The 20038-nt window shown below is 44.5% G+C and carries 16 protein-coding genes; 13 read left to right on the top strand and 3 right to left on the bottom strand.

All coding sequences use genetic code 11. From position 1 onward, the window contains the following. Position 1: 1 nt before the first annotated feature. Complete coding sequence (locus G6R11_RS09720) at positions 2-283, bottom strand: hypothetical protein (RefSeq protein WP_163132879.1); 282 nt, start codon at positions 281-283, stop codon at positions 2-4. Between the two features lie 268 nt (positions 284-551). Between G6R11_RS09720 and G6R11_RS09715 the strand changes: the two genes are divergently transcribed. After that, complete coding sequence (locus G6R11_RS09715) at positions 552-2600, top strand: methyl-accepting chemotaxis protein (RefSeq protein ID WP_163132878.1); 2049 nt, start codon at positions 552-554, stop codon at positions 2598-2600. On the opposite strand, the gene G6R11_RS09710 is transcribed toward G6R11_RS09715, so the two are convergent. After that, positions 2597-2863 carry a hypothetical protein gene (locus G6R11_RS09710; RefSeq protein ID WP_163132877.1) on the bottom strand — a complete coding sequence of 89 codons (267 nt, stop codon included), beginning with the start codon at positions 2861-2863 and terminating at the stop codon, positions 2597-2599. The two genes, G6R11_RS09715 and G6R11_RS09710, sit on opposite strands and share 4 nt — an antisense overlap. 190 nt (positions 2864-3053) lie before the next feature. Between G6R11_RS09710 and G6R11_RS09705 the strand changes: the two genes are divergently transcribed. The 4 genes from G6R11_RS09705 to G6R11_RS09690 all read left to right on the top strand — a co-directional run bounded on the left by G6R11_RS09705 (position 3054) and on the right by G6R11_RS09690 (position 9292). Then, a complete protein-coding gene (locus tag G6R11_RS09705) occupies positions 3054-4799 on the top strand; it encodes an SgrR family transcriptional regulator (RefSeq protein ID WP_163132876.1) in 1746 nt (581 codons plus the stop codon). A 144-nt stretch (positions 4800-4943) separates the two neighbouring features. Continuing rightward, positions 4944-6374: a Wzz/FepE/Etk N-terminal domain-containing protein gene (locus G6R11_RS09700; protein ID WP_163132875.1), complete on the top strand. Its 1431-nt coding sequence runs from the start codon at positions 4944-4946 to the stop codon at positions 6372-6374. A 13-nt stretch (positions 6375-6387) separates the two neighbouring features. Beyond that, positions 6388-7470 carry a glycosyltransferase gene (locus G6R11_RS09695; RefSeq protein ID WP_163132874.1) on the top strand — a complete coding sequence of 361 codons (1083 nt, stop codon included), beginning with the start codon at positions 6388-6390 and terminating at the stop codon, positions 7468-7470. A 10-nt stretch (positions 7471-7480) separates the two neighbouring features. Beyond that, positions 7481-9292 (top strand): sugar transferase, encoded by a 1812-nt coding sequence (locus tag G6R11_RS09690; protein ID WP_163132873.1) that lies wholly within the window; start codon positions 7481-7483, stop codon positions 9290-9292. A 19-nt stretch (positions 9293-9311) separates the two neighbouring features. Here G6R11_RS09690 and G6R11_RS09685 read toward each other — a convergent pair whose 3' ends face one another. Continuing rightward, positions 9312-10274, bottom strand: coding sequence for an integron integrase (locus tag G6R11_RS09685; protein ID WP_163132872.1), 963 nt, complete (start codon positions 10272-10274; stop codon positions 9312-9314). Between the two features lie 364 nt (positions 10275-10638). Here G6R11_RS09685 and G6R11_RS09680 point away from each other — a divergent pair, with 364 nt between their 5' ends. The 8 genes from G6R11_RS09680 to G6R11_RS09645 all read left to right on the top strand — a co-directional run bounded on the left by G6R11_RS09680 (position 10639) and on the right by G6R11_RS09645 (position 20019). Then, positions 10639-11553, top strand: coding sequence for a hypothetical protein (locus G6R11_RS09680; protein WP_163132871.1), 915 nt, complete (start codon positions 10639-10641; stop codon positions 11551-11553). A 610-nt stretch (positions 11554-12163) separates the two neighbouring features. Further along, positions 12164-12499: a zinc ribbon domain-containing protein YjdM gene (locus G6R11_RS09675; protein ID WP_163132870.1), complete on the top strand. Its 336-nt coding sequence runs from the start codon at positions 12164-12166 to the stop codon at positions 12497-12499. A 329-nt stretch (positions 12500-12828) separates the two neighbouring features. Next, positions 12829-14739, top strand: a complete 1911-nt coding sequence (locus G6R11_RS09670) for a methyl-accepting chemotaxis protein (RefSeq protein ID WP_163132869.1) — start codon at positions 12829-12831, stop codon at positions 14737-14739. Between the two features lie 251 nt (positions 14740-14990). Continuing rightward, positions 14991-15353, top strand: coding sequence for an STAS domain-containing protein (locus G6R11_RS09665; RefSeq protein WP_163132868.1), 363 nt, complete (start codon positions 14991-14993; stop codon positions 15351-15353). A 21-nt stretch (positions 15354-15374) separates the two neighbouring features. After that, entirely contained in the window at positions 15375-16199 is an 825-nt protein-coding gene (locus tag G6R11_RS09660; RefSeq protein WP_163132867.1) for an OmpA family protein, read from the top strand. 10 nt (positions 16200-16209) lie between these two features. Further along, on the top strand, positions 16210-18348 hold the full coding sequence (locus G6R11_RS09655) for an SLBB domain-containing protein (RefSeq protein ID WP_205472735.1): 2139 nt from the start codon (positions 16210-16212) through the stop codon (positions 18346-18348). A gap of 41 nt (positions 18349-18389) precedes the next feature. Further along, on the top strand, positions 18390-19088 hold the full coding sequence (locus tag G6R11_RS09650; RefSeq protein WP_163132866.1) for a CpsD/CapB family tyrosine-protein kinase: 699 nt from the start codon (positions 18390-18392) through the stop codon (positions 19086-19088). Position 19089: 1 nt separating this feature from the next. Continuing rightward, the gene (locus tag G6R11_RS09645) at positions 19090-20019 is read left to right on the top strand and encodes a phosphate/phosphite/phosphonate ABC transporter substrate-binding protein (protein ID WP_163132865.1); all 930 of its coding nucleotides are present in this window, start codon (positions 19090-19092) and stop codon (positions 20017-20019) included. The last annotated feature ends 19 nt before the right edge of the window (positions 20020-20038 follow it).

Genomic DNA, 20038 nt, shown 5'->3' with positions numbered 1-20038 from the left:
TTCACACCATAATTGCGATGATGCTGCCAACGGTGCCAATGGCTTTTAATACTTGGCCTGCGGTGTAGGCGCCATCATCGTTGTCTTTCACTTCGTTGGGTTTGTCCATGCCTAAGGCACCATAAGCAAAGGATTTAACCGTGCTTTCTTCGGCAGTTTTTTGTGTACTAGCAGGGGCTTGTTCATCACTTTTTATTGCTGTTTTACCGGCTTGTGCTTGTTGCGCTGCTGCCTGCGCCATATAAGCATTACTTGCCGATCCGTTAATCGATGTTATAGACATTACCGCACTTCCTATAATTTCCCTTTACCTAGCTGTTATCGGCCAGTTGGTCGCGGAGTTAAGAATTAGTTTACTCCTTTTTCCTATAGGTATTGTTGGTTTTTAATCATTAAGATCAAAAGCTTGAATGAAAAAAATAAAGTCTAGGTCAACTCGTCGCTAATCATTGATCCTATCCATAAAATAGCGGGAGTTTATTGCTGAAAATGTTTACCCTCGTTAACGTCGATAACCACTACGGAGAGTGATGTTGGTGAAGAGGTACAGCATGATAAGTCAATTTAACTATTTAAAACGTCTACGAAAAATGTCGGTTTCTCGGCAGGTTGTTATGGTGGTGGCGGTTATTGCCACTACTTTTGTAAGCGCTATTCTCATTGCCATTATTGGTTTAAATAGTATCCAAAATCGTAATCAAGTATTGGCTACGCAGTCCTTAGCTGCTTTGCAAAATGCATCGGACGTAGAAGCCGCCTACTTGCAAATGAATTACTCGGTATTGGCTATTCTCACATCTAACAACCAATCGCAACTCGATGAGCTTTTTCAAGGTTGGCAGCAGCAGCGAGACGCTGCAAACTCCTTACTAGAGCAAGCCATTACTGCGGCTAACCATCAGCAACAGTCTTCTATTGCTGCCAGCTTCACTGAGTCTAAAGCGATGGTGAGCCAGCTTGATAATGAGTTAATGGCGGTCTACCAAGATTTGTCACAAAGCTATAGCGAAGCAGAAGAGCTAAACAAGCTGTTCAACCAGTTTATCTTGCAATCTACCGAGCTATATAACGATATGGGTTACCAAGTAGAACCCTATGCCCTAGAAGACCAATACATTCGCGATATTTACCGGAGTTATATGGCGGCTTCCCAACGGGTGCAACTTAAGACCTTTGAGCTGGTATCGGTGAACGAACCCGTTGCGGTAAGTAAAATATTAGACACCATTCGCAATAGTGCTAAGCGTTTGAGCGCTAGCTTTGAAGATTTAGGCTTCGAGGTGGAATCAATCAACAACCATGCAGACATTCAAAATAATTGGGCGTTTTTTGTTAAGCATGTGGAACAGCCGCAAGGTCTGCTATCGCGAATACTCGAGAACAAAAAAAGTGTTCAACAGGTAGGTAAAAAGCGCACCCAGTTAGAAGCCGAAATTGCGGGACAGATTGCCGCACTAAAACAACTGGTGGCAACAATCGATAGCCAAACCAATACCATGGTGGGCGAAGCTGAAAGCTTGGTAACCAAGGTGAGCTTTGGTGCCAGTGCTGCTGGTCTTATTGCTATTTTGGTAGCAGTGGCAGCGTGCATATCTATTAGTCGTTTAATCAAACGGCCAATTGATGATTTAGCTAGGGTAACCCAAGCAATGGCAAAAGGTGACTTTACCTTACACATGCAAAATAGCTGGAATGGCGAGTTTGCTAAAGTGGCTGGCTGGGTGAATGAAGTGGCCGAAAATACCAACCGTTCCTTGAGTGAAATAGCCCAGGTAACTAACGAGCTGGAGACCATGGCTAATAGCAATGCCAATATCACCGGCGAAATTAAGGGTAAGAACGACCATCAAAATACCAGTTTAGCCAGTGTTGGTTCAGCCATCACTCAAATGGCCAACGCGAGCCAAGAGATTGCCACTATTGCTAGTGATTCCTTTCACCAAACCGAAAATGCCGATAATCGTTTAAAAAGTGGCAGCAGTGTGATGCAGCAAAACCAGCAAACTATTCAAGCTTTGCAGCAGCATATTAATAGCACCCATGGCGCGATGGAAAGCTTGTTAAGCGACGTAGCAGACGTTAAAGCTGTGTTGGAGGTGATTCAATCTATTGCTGATGCCACCAATTTATTGGCGCTTAATGCTGCCATTGAAGCTGCGCGAGCTGGCGAATACGGTAGAGGGTTCTCGGTGGTGGCTGATGAAGTAAGGTTATTATCGCAACGCAGTGGTGATCAAACTCAGCAAATCGCCAAGGTAATGAGCCGACTAGAAGACCAAGCGAGCACCTCAATGGCCCTAATGGGCGAAAGCCGCAGTAAAATGGACGATACCGTAAGCCTAAACAACCAGCTATCGCAAGCCATTGCAGAAGTGGGTGAAGATATCCAGCAACTTAGGGATATGTCGCACAGTATTAGTACTGCTACCGAGCAGCAGCGCGAAGGCGCTAGCAGCATTACTGAAGAAATGGCTATGTTGGCTGAACAAGCCAAAGAAAACAGCCAAACCTTAGATACTCTGGCTGCTGAAGGGCAGCGCTTAAATACGCTGTCTAATCAGCAAGAGAGTAATGTAAGTCGTTTTAAGTTGGTTAGCTAAAAATGCTCGCTAAGATCTTCGTCACTAAAGTTAGCCACATCCCACTGGCATAAGCTAAGCATTGATTGCAGTGCAGCTTGTGCCAAGGGGCTTTGGCTATGCAATGCTTGTTGTTTGGTGTGCTTAGCCATGGTAGCGGGTGAGGCAGCAGCAAGCAGCTTATCACTAGTTTTATCGGTGGCCTGCGCACTATTTAAGTGGCTTATATTGTTGCGGTAGTTTATGAGCTGCTGTTGATGAGCTTTAAGTTGTAAACTGGTCATTGTTATTCCTCAATCGCTTGTTGTTAAACACAGGGCTATTTTGCGCCTTCTTTGGGGAACGAAAAACAGACGGTGTTTTTAGATTTTGTTCCCTATATTGGGGTGTTTAGTTCTTTATTAGTCTTTGCACTGGGTTTTTGATAGTAAAAGGCTAAAATGAGGAATAAAAATAGAAATATAGGGTAGGGTTTTGCAGCAGCTTAAATTACTCAGATACTACTTAAAGCTCACGCAGTTTGGCACCAGCGAGCCGGTTAAGCTGGCTTTGGCTGACATTGCCGATACCGTAAGCACTAGCCCACGCCATGCGCGTACCTTGTTAAAGCAAATGGCTCAGCTAGAGTGGTTAACTTGGCAACCAAGTGTTGGGCGCAATCAGCGTTCAAGTTTGCGCTTGCTCTATTCAGCGGTAGAACTCAAACAACACTTAGCTAAAGTGCAAATTGCTAGTGGCGATTATGCTTCCGCCTTAAGTTTGTTAGACGAAGATCAGCAATGGTTTGGTCGCCTGCTTATTGCCACCTCTGGTGCCAGCCATAGAGATGGTTCGCTTAACTTGCAGCTCACTTATTCTCGACCGTTTTCGGCTGTGCTTCCGCATCTCATGTTACGTAATAGTGAACGTTTTTTACTGCGCCAACTTTATGCAAATCTAGTGACCTGTGATGCCGAAGGGGCTATTCATTCAGACTTAGCCCATCATTGGCAATGTGATGATAAAGCCCAGGTTTATCGCTTTTACTTACGCCCTGGCTTGCAGTTTCATGATGGCTGTGTGATAGATGCGCATTCTGTTGTTGATTTGTTTGTGGCTCTGCAAGCGCATTCCTCTTATCAACATGAGTTAAGCCACCTAAATGGCGTTAAAGCTGTAAACGAACTCACGGTGGAGTTTAGTTTAGCCAGCAGCGATAAAGGTTTTGCCGGCTTATTGGCTGATCCTAAGTATGCAATCCAGCCCGTCACTCAACTTACGCAAAGCGATCTAAGCAATAAACTGGTGGTAGGCTCTGGTCCTTTCGCTTTGCTTAATCATAATGCCCAGCGGCTGCAGTTACGGGCAAACGCCAATTACCATGGCTTTCGAGCCTTGCCCGACGAAGTGAGTATTTGGTTCGTGGCAAAAAGTGCGGTGGCTAAAGAAGGCCAATACGCCTTTGCCAGCAACGATGACAGCCAGCCGCAACACCTGCAGCAACGCTTAGAGTTTGGTTGTCAGTACTTGTTGTTTAATCAACAAAAGCAAAAGCTTAGTTACAGCCAACGGCGTTGGTTAGCCAGCTACTTACAGCCCGAAACCCTGCTGCGTAGTGCGCAAAAAAGCTTACAAAGTTTAGCCTTAGAGCCTGCCTATAGCTTGTTAGATATTTGGCCAGATTGCATTAGCTTGGCGGCCGATAAAGTCCCACTGCCTAAAAGCCTAAGCATTGGTTTTTATCAACATGATGATTTGCAGCTGTATGCCGAAACCATTGCTAAATTGCTGGAAGAGCTAGGTGTAAGTACCTGCTTACAAGCGTTTTCCTATGCTGAGCTAAACCAAGCGGCTAGCCAAGGTTTGCTTAAACAAGATTTGATTGTGACAAGTTACAACCTCGATGATAACCGACCTGCGTCAGCCTTTCGGTGGCTGTATAACGACCCCATTATCAAACATTGTATAGGGCCAGAAAACTGGCAATGGATGCAAACACAACTCGGTCAACTAAGAGCCAACACTTCCTTGCAAGATTACTTTAGTCAAATGACGCCCTTGGCCAATACCTTAGTGAGCGAATATTGGTGTTTACCTTTGTTTCATCATTGGCAGACTTTGCGTTTTCAAAATATGCTGCAAGACGTAGCAATGACAGATTGGGGCTGGCCACAAATTAAAGATGTTTGGACCACCCAACAGCAATTTTCTGCGGCTGAACCACTCAAATTTAGCTGCTAGTTTACTCTCTGCTAGTTCACTGTTGCAAAATGCAAGTTTAAAGCCTATATCTATTCACGACTGTGTGTAAGCTATTGAATATTAATAACTAATAATCTTGGTATGAAATTCGCTATTCAACACTTGAATCAAGTGGAGAATGCAATGGGCGAGTTACTACCAAGAATTTATTTAATCGTTGATGCGCTATGGCGCAGACGGTACCTAATTGTGTTGCCAATACTATTGATGCCAGTGGCGGGCGCCTTGGTGTCGATGTTTAGCGACAAACAGTATGCCTCGCACACCAGTATGTTGGTGCAAGAAACTGCCAGTTTAAATCCATTTCTTGAAGACTTAGCCGTGTCGGCCAATGTAGAAGGGCGAATGGAAGCCCTAACTACCTTGCTACACAGCCGCCATGTATTAAGCGAAGTAGCGATTGAACAAGGTTTGATGTTTGAAACCGATAGCCCTGTAAAAAAAGAGCAAGTTATTAATCGGCTTTCGGCATCTTTAAGTGTTCGCCAAGTAGGTAAAGACTTAATTCGCATTGACTACAAATCACCTGAGCCACAGGGTATGAGCCAGCTCCTAGAAACCGTATCTAAGCACTTTGTAGAACAATTGCTCGCGCCAGAGCGCTCTTCGATTAAAGAATCAGAACGTTTTTTAAGCGAGCATTTAAACCTTAGCAGTATGGAGCTAGAAGAAGCCGAAGAAGCGTTAGCGAATTACCGCACCCAGCATGCCGATGCTTTGCCAGAGCAGCACGCCGCAAACATTGAGCGTTTATCGCGAGTTCGCCAACGCCTTATTGAGCGAGAGGCAGAGCTAGCGGGAGCGAAGCAAAGCTTAGGTAGCATCGACCAACAATTATCACGCACCAACCCAGTGTTAACCCGCCTAGAAGAACAAATTGTGTTAAACCGCGCCGAGCTTGCCACCTTGATGTCACGCTACACCGATGGGCATTCAAAAGTACTCGCGGTGAAGAGGGTATTGCGCCATTTAGAAGAAGAGCGTGCTCAAGTACTGGCTCAGCCAGAATCAGCGGTAAGCAATAACGACAGCTCAGCTTTATTGCAGCAACAAATATCGATTACCGAATCTAACGGTGAAATGCTAATCGTGCAGGTAGAAGCCTTAATGATTGCTCGCCAACGGGTAGACGCCTTAGCCGAAGAGGTCTCGCAGCTACGTAGCTTAGCCGCTTCTCTGCAACGACAAGTAGGCTCGGTAGGTGAACAAGAGAAGCAATTACGCATTCTTAACCGTAATTTGCGAGTAAAGCGTAGCCTTTATGAAAACCTGCTCACCCGCTACGAAATGGCGCAAGTTACTGGTGCGCTGGGCGTATTTGAGCAATCAGACCGAATTAAAATCATCGACCGACCTTACACTCCCAGCGGCCCATCAACCCTTCCTTTGTGGATGTTTGTGGTAGCTGGCTTTGTTGGCGGCATCGCAGTAGGGCTTAGCCTAGCGGTAGTTGCCGAGCTTACAGACTCGAGCTTACGCACTATTAAAGACATCGAAGACATCGCAGGCGTATCGGTATTAAGCCGTATTCCACCGCTTAAAGAATCGCATTAAAGAGGATGACCCAATGAGTATTTGGATCCAAGTAGTACAACACTTACAACCGGGCGGCATCGAAACTATGGCGCTAGATCTACAGCGCATGGAAGAGGCGCACGAGCAAGGTGTCATCATCTCTTTAGAGGGCACCAAAGAGCAGGCGCTGGCCGCTTGGCCGCGTTTGCTCCCTTATGCAGACCGCCTAATGTTTCTAAATAAACCGCCTGGTTTTAGCTGGAAAACTCTATGGAAGCTTACCAATTTATTTCGCCAATGGGCGGTGCCGGTGGTGCACACCCACCATATTGGGCCACTTATTTACGGCGGCATAGCTGCCCGCTTAGCCAGAGTTAAAGTTGTGATTCATACCGAGCACGATGCATGGCATTTACGCCAGCAGCGTCGTCGCATATTGCAAAGCGCCATTCTTAAGTGGGTGAAACCCATGTTAGTGGCCGACGCAAACTTAGTGGCTGGCGAGCTAAAAGCTGCCTTAGGCGTAGCAGACGAGAATGTTCAAGTGATTAAAAACGGCGTAGATACTCATAATTTTGCGCCGGGCAACCAGCAAGATGCACGCAAAGCCTTGGGTTTACCAAGCGATTGCCAAATCATTGGTTGCGCAGGGCGTTTAGAACTAGAAAAAGGCCAAGCAGTGTTGATAGAAGCTCTGCCATTTTTGCCAGCCAATGTCCACTTAGCGTTAGCGGGTGACGGCTCACAACGCAAGAGTCTTGAACAACAGGTTGCCTCGTTACACCTTGCTCATCGCGTGCATTTTTTAGGGGCTTTAGATTGCATGCCACGCTTTTACCAAAGCTTAGATTTATTTTGTTTACCTTCGTATTTTGAAGGTTTGTCGCTGGTTATTTTAGAGGCGCAAGCCTGTGAGGTGCCAGCGGTAGTTACAAATGTAGGCGCGTCTACCGAGGCCTTATGCCCGCGAACTGGCACAGTGGTTGAGCCGGGTTCGGCCTTTGCTATGGCCCAAGCTCTAGAGCTTAAGCTAGAAAAACCGAGCAGTGGTAACCCACGGCAGTTTGTAAAACAGTCGGGCGATTTACGCACCACCGCGCGCAATTATGCGGCCTTACGCCACCGTTTTTTATAAGGGGATGCTCATGAATATCTTAATCTACATAACCTTAATTGCGATGTTTTTGGTGGTTTATCATCATGCTTTGTATCCGCTGCTATTAAAGCTTTTGAGCAAAGACAAACCTCAAATGAGCGAGCAAGAACAGCAAGAGGTGGTGCGTAAATATCACCAGCGAGAGCAAGATCAACAGTTGCCAAGCATAGAGTTACTTATTCCTGCTTATAACGAGCAAGATTACATTGCTGCTAAGTTGATTAACCTCGCCACCTTAGATTACCCCGACGATCGCTTAAGCATTAAAATAATCTGCGATGGTTGTAGTGACGACACAGCCAGCGTGGCAAGAGCCTGCTTAGCAGACTTAATGTTTTGCAGCTTTTCAATTGAAATTTGTGAGCAGGTACAAAATCAAGGCAAAGTGGCTGTGCTTAACCAACATATTTCGCAAAGCAAGGCCGACATCGTAGCCTTGTCTGATGTCTCGGCGCTCATTTCGGTAGACGCCATGTTAATTGCTGCTAAACATTTTAGCCAAAGCAAAGTTGGCGTAGTGTGTGGTTATTATCACTTGCTTAGCCCCGGCTCGGTAGGTGAGCAAGCTTATTGGAATTACCAACGCGAAGTAAAACGCTGCGAAGCTAATATGGGCGCACCTTTAGGCGCTCACGGCGCATTTTACTTAATTAGAAAATCACTGTTTAGAGTGATGCCAGACGACACCATTAACGACGACTTTGTGATCCCCATGGACATAGTCGCCCAAGGTTATAAAGCAGTGTACGAACCAAATATTCGCGCTTTAGAACTAGAACATGCCGCCGACAGCCAAGATCGTAGCCGCAGAAAACGTATTGGAGCAGGCAACCTACAGCAACTTATTCGCCTACGTCATATGTTGCTACCGCGTTTTAAAGGGGTGGCGTTTACCTTTTTCTCGGGCAAAGCCTTACGCGTCACCATTCCCATTTTTATGTTAACTAGCTTTTTTGGCGCAATGGTCTTAAGTGCGCAATCTAGCTTGTTTGCCGTGTTATTTAGCTTGCAGTTGTTAGCCTACAGCTTGGCAATGTTGCCGCGTTTATTGCCTAAGGCAAAACTTCCAAGCGCAATAGGCAGCTTAAACTACTTAGTAGAAGGGCATTTTTCTAGCATGATGGGCTGCGTAGATTACCTTTTGAGAAAACTACAGCGCCGCTATTTAAGTGGCTTTGTGAGCCCTTTAGTTGCAGCAGGTAAACGATTATTTGATGTGCTGGGCGCAACGTTATTACTGCTTGTATTTAGTCCTTTATTCCCCATCGTTGCTTTGGCGATTAAGCTCGACAGCAAGGGGCCAGTATTCTACCAACAAACCCGAGTAGGCTTGATGTCGGACAGTGTAGTGCAGCTATTCGATATTCTAAAATTTAGGAGCATGCGAACCGATGCAGAATCGGGCATTGGTGCGGTATGGGCAACCAAGCAAGACAAACGTATTACTCGAGTAGGGCGGTTTTTACGCAAAACCCGAATTGATGAATTGCCCCAACTTATCAATGTACTGAAAGGCGAAATGTCTTTGGTTGGGCCACGACCAGAGCGGCCAGTTTTCTACCAAACTCTAGAAAACTCCATCCCTTTTTATAGCGAACGCACGGTTGGCGTAAAGCCCGGTATTACCGGCTTAGCCCAGGTAAATCTAGCTTATGATTGTTCTATCGAAGATGTAAAACAAAAGCTTGCTTACGACCATTGCTACGCACTAAGCCTTAGCCAATGCAGCTCTTGGTTATACCAAGACATAAGTGTATTAATTAAAACAGTATGGGTTGTGCTAGCAGGAAAGGGGCAATAGCAGTTGGCGGTTAATTAAGCTACAAGCTGTCTAATGGGCTAAAAGTACCAGCGTAATGCTGGCCTAGTACATGGGTATAGATTTGGGTAGTGTTTACATCGTTATGACCTAGTAATTCTTGAACGCTGCGTATATCTCGACCTGCTTGTAACAAGTGAGTCGCAAAACTGTGCCTAAAGGTATGGCAGCTCACTCGTCTAACTATGTTGGTTTTACGTACCGCTGCCGCCAAAGATTTCCTAATAACACTTTGGTGCAAGTGGTGTCTGCACAAAGTACCAGTATTTGGGTGATTACAGGTAGTGCTTGAAGGAAAAACAAACATCCAAGCAGGTTGCCTAAAGGCATTAGGGTATTTTCTCTCTAGTGCATTTGGCAGAGAAGGGCCAATACCTTGCTGGTTGTCTTGTACTTGCAGCTCTCTTGCTGTACTAGAGTATTGTACAAGCCGCCTCACACACTTTTTACTTAGTAAAGTTTGCCTATCTTTGTTGCCTTTCCCGTTTCTTATCGTGAGTGATAATCTTTCAGTATCAATATCTTGAATGTGTAGCCTTAAGCATTCGGATATACGCAGGCCACTTCCGTACAGTAATTCAATGATCAACTTATCTCGCCCCTTAAGTTGGGCAAGTATTTCTGATACCTGTTCAGGTTCTAATACCGTTGGTAGTTGTCGTTGTTTAGATGCGTATTTAAACCCTAATTCGCCTAACTCCATCTCTAAATGTTTGTAATAAAGATAAACCAGCGCATTTAACGCAACTTTTTGAGTGTTTATCGCTACATGGCGAGAGTTTGCCAAAAAGCTTAAGAACTGAGTAACTTCTTCCTTTCCCATGGTTGCAGGGTGGCGCTTACGCTGAAAATTGATGTAGGCCTTAATCCAGTATAAGTAGGCTTTTTCTGTTCTTATGCTATAGCCTTGCATTCGCAGTTTCTCGCGAACTTGATTAAGGAAAGGGCTTTTGGTTGAAGACATAAAGTGAATATATTTGCGTTCTTCTCACTCCGCATCATCGAATGGTTACTTATCCCCAGCAATATAATTGGTTGAATTTTGAACGATTTCTTGATGATTTAAAAGACTATAACTAATATTGATTTTAAGTTTCATGCTGGTCTACTTAATCGGTTTATTGACTGTCTATGCGCGTTTTGCCAGAAAACGTATTGAGCCTTATTCTTTTTTCTTCACTAAATTCAAACAGTTAGTTGTGCGCGTTTTTACTGGTCTAATGTGATAAACGCGCATGCGCACTATACAAATGTTAGGTTTCTCTGTAGTTGCGGATTTGATGCCAACTCTTCCGTAGTGGTCTTTTGGCAATAAAAAGGAATGAAAAATGTCAGATTACAATCAAAAAATCCAACTAAAAGTTGAAGCAATAAAATCAAAATACAAAGATAGAATTTCAGAAATACAAAGAGACGGTGCAGAGCGAATTAAGAAGATCAATGAAGATGCTCCAGATCCCTCTAACTTTGAAGCTGCAATAAACTTTACCTTTGACGTAAAGTGGAAAATAACTTCAATAAAATTTGATGTGCCACAGTTCTCAATGGAAAGGGAAACGTTAAAGTTTGATATTCCTGAAGTAAGGATGAAAACTGAAAGCATAAAATTTGACGTCCCGGCAACCAGAATGAAGAGGGTATGCCTATTCAAAAAACCAGTATTTAGAAATTGGAAATGGTATAGCGAGTGCGTATACGGCAATAAGCCAGAAGTCTATATGCGAAGAGTAGAAATAAAAACTGACATCCCTGTATTTAACAGTAAGCGTGTGGATATTAAATTCGATAAGCCCGTTGTCAGCATGGAAACCGTCGAAATAAAGTTACATCTTCCTCAGTTTTACTTAAAACAAGTTGATGTTCAAATCGAAGAGCATAAGCAAGATATTGAAGATGTCGCATCAGACATGACTAGTGACCTATCTGCTGTTCAGAGCACTATGAAAGAAGAGCTAAAGGTTGAAATAACCAAAGAAATTGTAGATATGTTTGATGAAATTCAAACGTCAATTCTAGAAAACAGGGATGGTGTTTCCAGTAATTATGAAGATGCAATTGCTAAAACTAAACAAGCTATCAAACGATTAAAAGAAAATAACGCAACTGCAGAAGTTCAGAAACTTGAAGCTCAGCTAGCAAAAACAGTGGAAGAATTCCAAAATACATTGCAATCAATTGACTTGTCGTTACAAGAGCTTAACTCTCAAGAAGAAGAGGCGTTGAGAGGTTTAACTTTTGGCTAAAAACCTAACAAAGCGCTCAAGCGGACGCAGCATAGCTGCGCACGCTTAGCGCGGCGTTAAGTGAACTAGGGAAAGTCCGCAGCATGAGATTTAGATTGATATCATTGATGCTACTCTTGGCTTCATGCCAGGATTCAACCATAGTGGCTCCAAGAGAAAATTTAACTCTGGCTATTTACGACAATGGGAAGCAATTATCTGAATGTCAGATAGTGTTAGATAGCCCTGAATACAACCAACTTCACAAATGGTTTGAAGTTAATAACTCAGAGTGGCAGAAAATGTCTGCGACTTATCGCCCTCAGAAAATACTGTACACGGATAGCTTTAAGGCTTCTTTGTTCCCAAAGTTTGTTGTCGTAAATGAGGTTTGGCGGCAACCTTTTGATTCAGAGGTTTATGAAGCTCTGAATTGCGATTAGCTCATTTAACAATCGCAGCAAGTAGCCCCTTTTAAATGGGTGCTGGGACACCAATACTGCTCGACGATTAGTTTTGGTGCTTCACCCCAATTTAAACCAATCGCCGCTAATTTTTCCGCTAAGCACTCGCACTGCCAAGTGCAGCTAAGTATTATAGCGCCTCCCTAAAGATACAGAAGTTGTCAAAGATGTCATTTCCCCCTTGCCCTAATTGCCAGTCTGAATATGTTTACCAAGATCAAAGCCAGCTTGTATGTCCTGAATGTGCCTTTGAGTGGAACCCTGAGGAAGTAGCAGAAGCCGAAAAGGTGATTGTGAAAGATGCCAATGGCACTTTATTGGCTGAAGGCGACAAAGTGACTTTGGCGAAAGATCTTAAAGTAAAGGGTAGCTCTTTGGTGCTTAAAATTGGTACTAAAGCAGTGATTAGGCGCATGGCCAATGGCAAAGACCATCAGTTAGATTGCAAAGTAGATGGTGCCGGTGAAATGATGGTAACGGCTCAGTTTGTTAAAAAATCTTAGTGCTTTGAGCTAACAAGTCTTTTAAAAAAGAGGCTAGTTAACTATACATTTAAACACTTATTGCACCTTCTTTTAGGGGGTTAAAGCCTTTAGCCCCTGGTCTGTTATGGCTTTGCCCTCGTTACACTTTTGCTCCCAGTATTAAGCTTTTTTGCAGGCTATTCGCAGACAAACTGATTGGTTTGGTAATGCGGATTGTGAGTGTTGCGAGGTTTATCACGATTCCCTGTTAGCTAATGGTAGCAAGTTTAAATTTGTTGAGGCACCTAACATTAAAATTTACTTACTTGTAATAGACTGTCGTATAAAATATTACAAAAGGTGAAAGGATGAATCGCTTTGGCTTTAAATCAAGCTTGTTGTCGGCAATGGCATCTATGCTTGTTTTATCATTACTTGTAACAAGTTACCTCTCTTACACGCTAATAAAAGATCAAATAACTGATAGTTTACTTCGAGATATTCATCATACTATTGATCAAAAAACTCAAGAGATTGAAACCTCTTTCCAACGCACTACCGATGCGGTTAATCAGCTGGCTAAGCTATATAAGGAAAAAGGTATTACCGATAACCACGTTGCCATGACCGAATACACTGCCCGTTTAGGCGGAGTATATAAGGTGATTATTGGCTTTGATGATGGTTCGTCGTTTGTGTCTAAGGCTTCTGAGTCTTTTCCTAATGGCGTAGGCCGCTTAGATAAATACGACCCACGCACTCGCCCTTGGTATAAAGCGGCTAAGCGCAGCAGCAGCCTATCACTAAGTGATGTGTTTTTTACCCGTAGTGACGGCGTGCCAATGGTGGGGGTAATGCACCCCATCGATAAGGGCATCATTATGGCTGATTTACGTTTTGACCACCTCCAAAAAGAATTGAGTTCTTTAGGTGAAATCGCCGGAGCCAGTGGTTTGGTGCTGGATAAAAGCGGCTTGGTGCTGGCTTCTACCAATGAGCAAGTAAAGCAGAAAGACAACATTGCTGAAGTAGATGTTTTTGCAGGCGTTTACCAAGGCATTATTGGCCAAGACGAAGCGATACAAACCGTTGAGGTGAATGGCCAAACTACCTTGTTTGTTAGTCAGCGGGTTAAGTTACTGGGTAACAATGAATGGTATGTAATGATTGCCGTTGACGAAGCCGTTGCCTTCGCACCTCTTAAAGCCACCAGTTATAAAATGGCCAGCATAATTACCGCAGCGACCTTGGTGTCGGTGGTTATTTTGCTGTTGGTATTAAACCAACTGTATCAACCAATTATTAAACTGCGTAACTTAGTGACCGAACTTGGTGAGGGCAGTGGAGATTTAACTCAGCGCTTGGAAGTAAAAACCGACGATGATATTGGCATTATTGCCAAGGGTATTAACGGCTTTATTGTTCAATTACAAACCATGCTGTTAGAGATTAATGCGGCGCGTTCTAAGTTATCAACTGGCATAGACACCTTAGATAAGCACAGTAAGAGCAGCAGCGATATTTTGCAGCAACATACTAACGAAACTACCCAAATTGTTGCTGCAATTGAAGAGCTGTCGAACACTGCAGAGCTAGTGGCTGGCAATACTTCGGCAGCGGCCAAATACACCACCGAGGCGAACCAAAGCGGTGAAGACTCGGTGCAAACCATTAAGTCTACCCAACAAAAAATTGAAGCTTTAGCGAGCGAGATCCATGAAACGTCTAGCAATGTAGAAAACATGAATAACGAAACCTCGAGTATTCAAAACATTGTAGAAGTGATTGGTAGCATTGCTGAGCAAACCAATTTACTGGCACTTAATGCATCTATTGAAGCTGCACGGGCGGGTGACCAAGGTCGCGGCTTTGCAGTAGTAGCCGACGAAGTAAGGGCGCTAGCTAGCCGCACTCAAAGCAGTACCAGTGAAATAGAACAAGCCTTAGCCAAGCTTAAGCAAGAGGCAAGTTTAGTGGTATCGTCGATTGGTAGTACCGAGAATACCTGCTCCGACACTGTAGACGAGGCCGATAAAACCTCTACCAGCTTGCAAAAGTTAGGCGATTTTATTCATCAAATTAATGAGTTAAATAGCCAGGTCTCTACTTCTGCTAGTGAGCAAAACATTGTTATTCAAGAGATTAACAAGAGCATGCATCAAATTCACGATATGGTTGAAAAGCTAAATAGTGAAGGGCAAAGCCAACGCAGCGAAACCCAAAGCATTGCTGCAATTAACCATGAGCTAGGCACAATGATAAGCCAGTTTAAGCTTTAGCCGGTTAACTGTATTACCAGCCCAAGCCAAGTGCTTGGGCTTTTTTATTTTTGCACTGCCAAATTGCTTAACTTGAGAATTTGGTTTGGTATTTTAGGCAAATTGCAATTTGCGAAAACAACATTCTCCCGACTTTTTTCTTTAGATTTCTACCCTGTTTTAACACCTATCTATTTGTATTTTAAAGTTATTTATTCTTTGGCATAAAACTCGCTACAACCATCTTGAAATCAAGAATTGTGGAGCGAATTATGAAAATGCAACTAGACACTTCAAACCAAGGAAACCTTACCGCTTCTATCTTTGGCGCATTTGATGCTGAGTCTTGCTCAGAGCACAAAGCAAGCTTCGAAAACATCTGTAATGAAGCCGCTAGCAAGTTGGTGGTTGTGAACATGAGCCGAGTGGATTTTTTAGATGCTTCTGGCATTGGTGCTTTGGTGTTTATGTTTAAACGCATTAACGCAGCAGGTGGCCAACTGGTGTTACTCGGCGCTCAACAGCAGCCTCGCGACTTGCTAGTAATGCTTCGCGTTGACCACATCATCACCATGATAGATACGCTGCCTAGCCAAAATCATAGTACTAAAACTTTACCTTCAATCGCCGCTTAAGCTGAGCCCCAGGAGCCTATTATGCGTAGCATTATCATCCCCGTATTGTTAACCATGACCACAGCTTGTACCGCCTGGCCAGAACAAGGACGTGGTGGTTTTGCCGAGCATCAACACGCTATATTGGCTTGGATGGACGGAGACACCGGCACTACCGATCTTCGTGAGCTAGGCCCGGAACATGGTCTGCAATTTGAAGCCGTATTAGTAAAACACCAGTTAGATTTATTGGTGCTTGAAGGCGCAGAGTTATGTTTCCCTGCATCGGTTACTCAAGCACGTATGCAACAGCAACGCATCTTGCGAGAGCTAGAAGGTGGCTTAACCTTTGATGCTGCTAACGACATTGAAATTCAGCAGCACTTTTTAAACATGTTGGAAAAGCGCCTAGATAGAGTAACCGAAAGTGGCGCTTGCCAAACCGACCGTTTAGGCCACATTCAATCTTCCCAGTTAATGGTAAGCATTAGTGACGCTTTAAATAGCAATAACCAGTTTGCCTTTGATTCTAGCGAGCTAACGCCCGCTTACCGCGACCAGCTTCGCAACCTCACCCCAATTATCGCCGCCAGTAAGGTATCGCTAATTATTACTGGCCATAGCGATAGCAAGGGCGATAGCGATTATAAACAGCGTTTATCTTTAGCCCGCGCCAAAGCTGTTGCAGAGTTTATGACTGAACTCGGCATGAACCAGCAGTTAATTGAGGTTACAGCTGTAGCTGACTCCCAACCCTATTTAGAAGGTAGCAGCGATGCTGTTCGCCATTCTAATCGCCGCGTCACTATCAGTGTTATTGATGCTGACAGCAACATCTTCGCTCAGCACGCAGCGCGTGCACTTTAAGGAGCCTGTCATGAAATTCTATAAATTATGTAAGTTGATTGTGGCGGCATGGATGTTGTTTGGTTTTGTAATGAGCATTGTGTTTAGTGCTCAGGCGCAGGCCGCCAAACCCCAGGTTCAAGCCGGAGATGTAGTAAGAATTATTCTGCCGGGCGAAGCCTCGCTGGATAAGAATTTTGAAGTAGGGCGCAACGGCCGTTTAATTTTGCCAGAAGTTGGCCCAATCATGGTGTCGGGCTTTACCGAAGCGCAAATGCAAGAAAAGATTAAGCGTGAACTGTCTAAAGCCTACCGTGACCTAGCGGGTTTAAAAGTACTGTTAGAAGAGCGCCGCATTCGCATTAGTGTATTGGGCTTTGTTGGCCAGCCTGGTGAAGTAGTGCTAGCGCAAGGCTCTGGTGTGCAAATGGCAATTCAAGCTGCTGGCGGTTTACGCTCTGGTGCGCAATTAGACCGCATGCAACTACGTCGCGACAGCTTAGATGAAACCCAAGTATTTAACTACAAGCGCTACTTAGATTCTGGCGACTTAAGTGTATTGCCAGAGTTAGAATCGCTAGACGTGCTGTTTGTTCCTGCCTCACCAAAAATTGGTAACGTAGCGGTAGATTTTGACCCTAAAGCGCTAAACGACAAAGGTGATGCAGCAGAAGACCGCACCGCTGTAAAAGTATTTGGCGAAGTATATAACCCTGGTAGCTTTTCCTTTAAAGAGTCTGCGTCGTTAGTGGACATGCTGATGCGTGCGGGTGGGGTAACTCGCTACGCTAGCGTTGAGCAAATTCGCGTGATTATTAATGGCGAACCGCAGTTGTTTAACTTAAAACGCTATTTAGATACCGGTGACAGTAAGCTTCTACCTAGCTTAAGTGCTGGCACCACCATTTTTGTACCAAAACAAGAAGAAGAAATTAAAGCCGGGGCTAATACCGTTTACGTAATGGGTGAAGTATTTAAGCCCGGTGCTTATGAGGGCAATAAATCAGCCGGCTTTTTAGATGTACTCGCTAACTCTGGCGGACCAACCCGTTTTGCCGAGACTCGCCAAATTCGGGTCATTCGTAGCAACGGCTCGGTAGAGCGTTTTGACTTGCAATCATTTACCGAAGGGCGAATTGCTCAGCTACCTGAAATTTCAGCTGGCGACGCCATATTCATCCCAGAAAAAACCGACTTAAATGAGAAGTCTTGGACCAAGGTCTCACCTAACCGCGCGGTAAAAGTAATGGGTGAAGTAAACCGCCCAGGCCGTTTTGAGTGGGCCAACGAAATGAACCTTATGGACTTGTTAGCCCATGCTGGCGGCCCTAAACCTAATGCCGACATGGCTAAAATTACCGTATTGTTTAGCGATGCTAACGGTAATACTCGCTCGGTTAACTTTGACCTTAACGCCTACCTAAACGGCGAAATTAGCAATAACAGTATGCCGCGCATTGTTGCTGGAACCACCATTATGGTGCCGCAATTGCCTGACGACCCTAGTGACAACAAATCACAGTGGGTGCGACAGCGTTCAGAAGATTCAATATATGTATTTGGTCAAGTGGTTGCGCCGGGTCGCTACCGTTTTGACCCAAGCATGCACTTCTTAGACATATTAGCCGCAGCCGATGGCCCAGCTGAGCAAGCCGACATTAGCAATGTGCGAATTAGCCACCGTAATGGTAAACACTCTCGCGTTTCTAAGCTGGATTTAGCGATGTATTTTGAAACCGGTGACGAGTCTTTACTGCCACAAGTGGTGCCTGGCGATTCCATCTATATTCCAGAAAAAGACCGCAACTGGTTGTCGGAGAAAAAGGAGCGCACCGTACGAGTTTTAGGCTCGGTAAATAAACCCGGTCGTTACCGCTTTAACGACGATATGACTTTATTGGATTTGTTGGCAGAAGCGGGTGGTGTAGATAACGATGGTTTCCCAGAGAAAATTACTGTTGTAAACCTATCTTGCTGTAAAGACCAAGCGCGTACTTTCAACTTACTCGAGTTCTCTAAAACCGGTGATTTTGGCATGTTGCCTGTGATTCGTGCTGGCGACACCGTGTACATTCCATCACGTGAAGAAAGCGGCTGGCATAAGGCTCGCCAAGGTATGGAAGATGTGTTCCGCATTGTCACTATTAGCGCCTTGTTAGGCTTTTTATAAGCTTGCTTAAACCCATTGATTGCCCACAGCTGGAGATAATTATGATTAGCCTACCGTCAACCTATCAAGAACTAGAGCGGGTTTATCAGCGCTTACCTGTTAAACAACATTCATGCATTGGGGTAAGTGCCAGCCAACCCGAGGAGGGAGTGTCTACTTTAGTGGATGCCATTGCTCGCCGCGCTGCTGGTGCTGGGCGAAGTGTACTGGTGGTGGATTTTAACCTGCATCATCCTCGCCATTTTGATGTACCGGTATTCGATTTAGGTTGGGATCGCGGCAAAGTGCTGGGGGTGATTAAAGACCAGCAATCGGGCGTTGATTACTTGCCTGTTCCTATGGATAAAGTGAGCTTAGTGCAACTAAGAGAGCCAGGTGCGATAGAGCAATGGGTAGAGCAATGGAAGCAAAGTTACCAACTGGTGTTGGTCGACACCTCGGCGATTAATCAAACCAATAGCGGCAACTTGCACGCTGCTCGGGCTTTATCAGCCTGTGATGCCAGCATTATCACCATGATGGCCGGCGTAACTTCTCGACCTGCATTTGAATCAGCGATTAACGATTTAAGCCTTGAAGACATTCGTTTGCTTGGGGTTGTGATGAACGATCGCTTTAATCCAAGCTTAAAAAGCGAGTTATTGAGAGAGACCTCACGAATTACCGAGATGTTTCCTCGTTTCCAGGGGTATCTGCAAAGAATTCTTATTAACTCTCAACTACTTTCAACAAGGATATGATATGTTTTTCATAATACAAACGGCGAAGGGATATCGCGTTCCATTGAGTAAACAGCAACAAGAATTGTATGAAATAAAAAACAAGCAGTATAAAGCTAAGCGCCGCATGCAGATTAAAGCCACGGTGCTTTTAGTATGTTTATTGCTGGTGATTTTGCTGGCCTTGGTGTCTAAAGCCCAAGCCAAAACTTACACCTTTGGCATTGTGCCGCAGCAATCTGCCACTCGCTTAGCCTTACAGTGGAGCCCACTGCTAGACGCCGTGAGCGAAACCAGTGGTCATCTCTTAGAATTTAAAACTGCGCCTAGCATTCCTGAGTTTGAAAAACGCTTAGCAGAAGGGCAGTACGATTTTGCTTACATGAATCCCTACCACTACCAAGTGTATTCTGAGCAAACGGGCTACCAAGCTTTTGCAAAATCCAAAGACAAAAAACTGAGTGGAATTATTGTTGTAAGAAAGGAATCTGATACTACTATCAGTAATGTAGCGCAGTTAAACGCTCAGTCTTTGGCCTTTCCCGCACCAAGAGCTTTTGCGGCTAGCGTGGTGCTTCGAGGTTATTTGGCACAGCAAAATATTGATTTTGATCCTGCTTATGTAGGTTCGCATGATTCTGTTTATCGTGCTGTTGCGGCGGGTTTATACCCAGCTGGCGGCGGAATTCCTCGCACTTTTCAAAGCAGTGCGGTAAAAGATCAGTTAAAGGTATTATGGACGTCGCCAGGTTTTACGCCACATGCTTTGGCCGCTCATCCAAAGGTTGATGAGGAAGTATTCAACGCGGTACAACAAGCCTTTTTGGACATTGGCGTTAAAGAAGAGCAACAAAGCTTACTTAAAGCGCTAAACATGAAGGGCTTTATAGCCGCTGAAGACAGCGATTGGGATGATGTGCGAGCGCTTGGCATAGGTAATACCCACCACTAGTGATAGATAGAAACAAGGA

The sequence above is a fragment of the Agarivorans sp. Alg241-V36 genome (genome assembly GCF_900537085.1).
Lineage (GTDB): Bacteria > Pseudomonadota > Gammaproteobacteria > Enterobacterales > Celerinatantimonadaceae > Agarivorans.
This window is presented reverse-complemented; position numbering and strand designations above follow the sequence as displayed.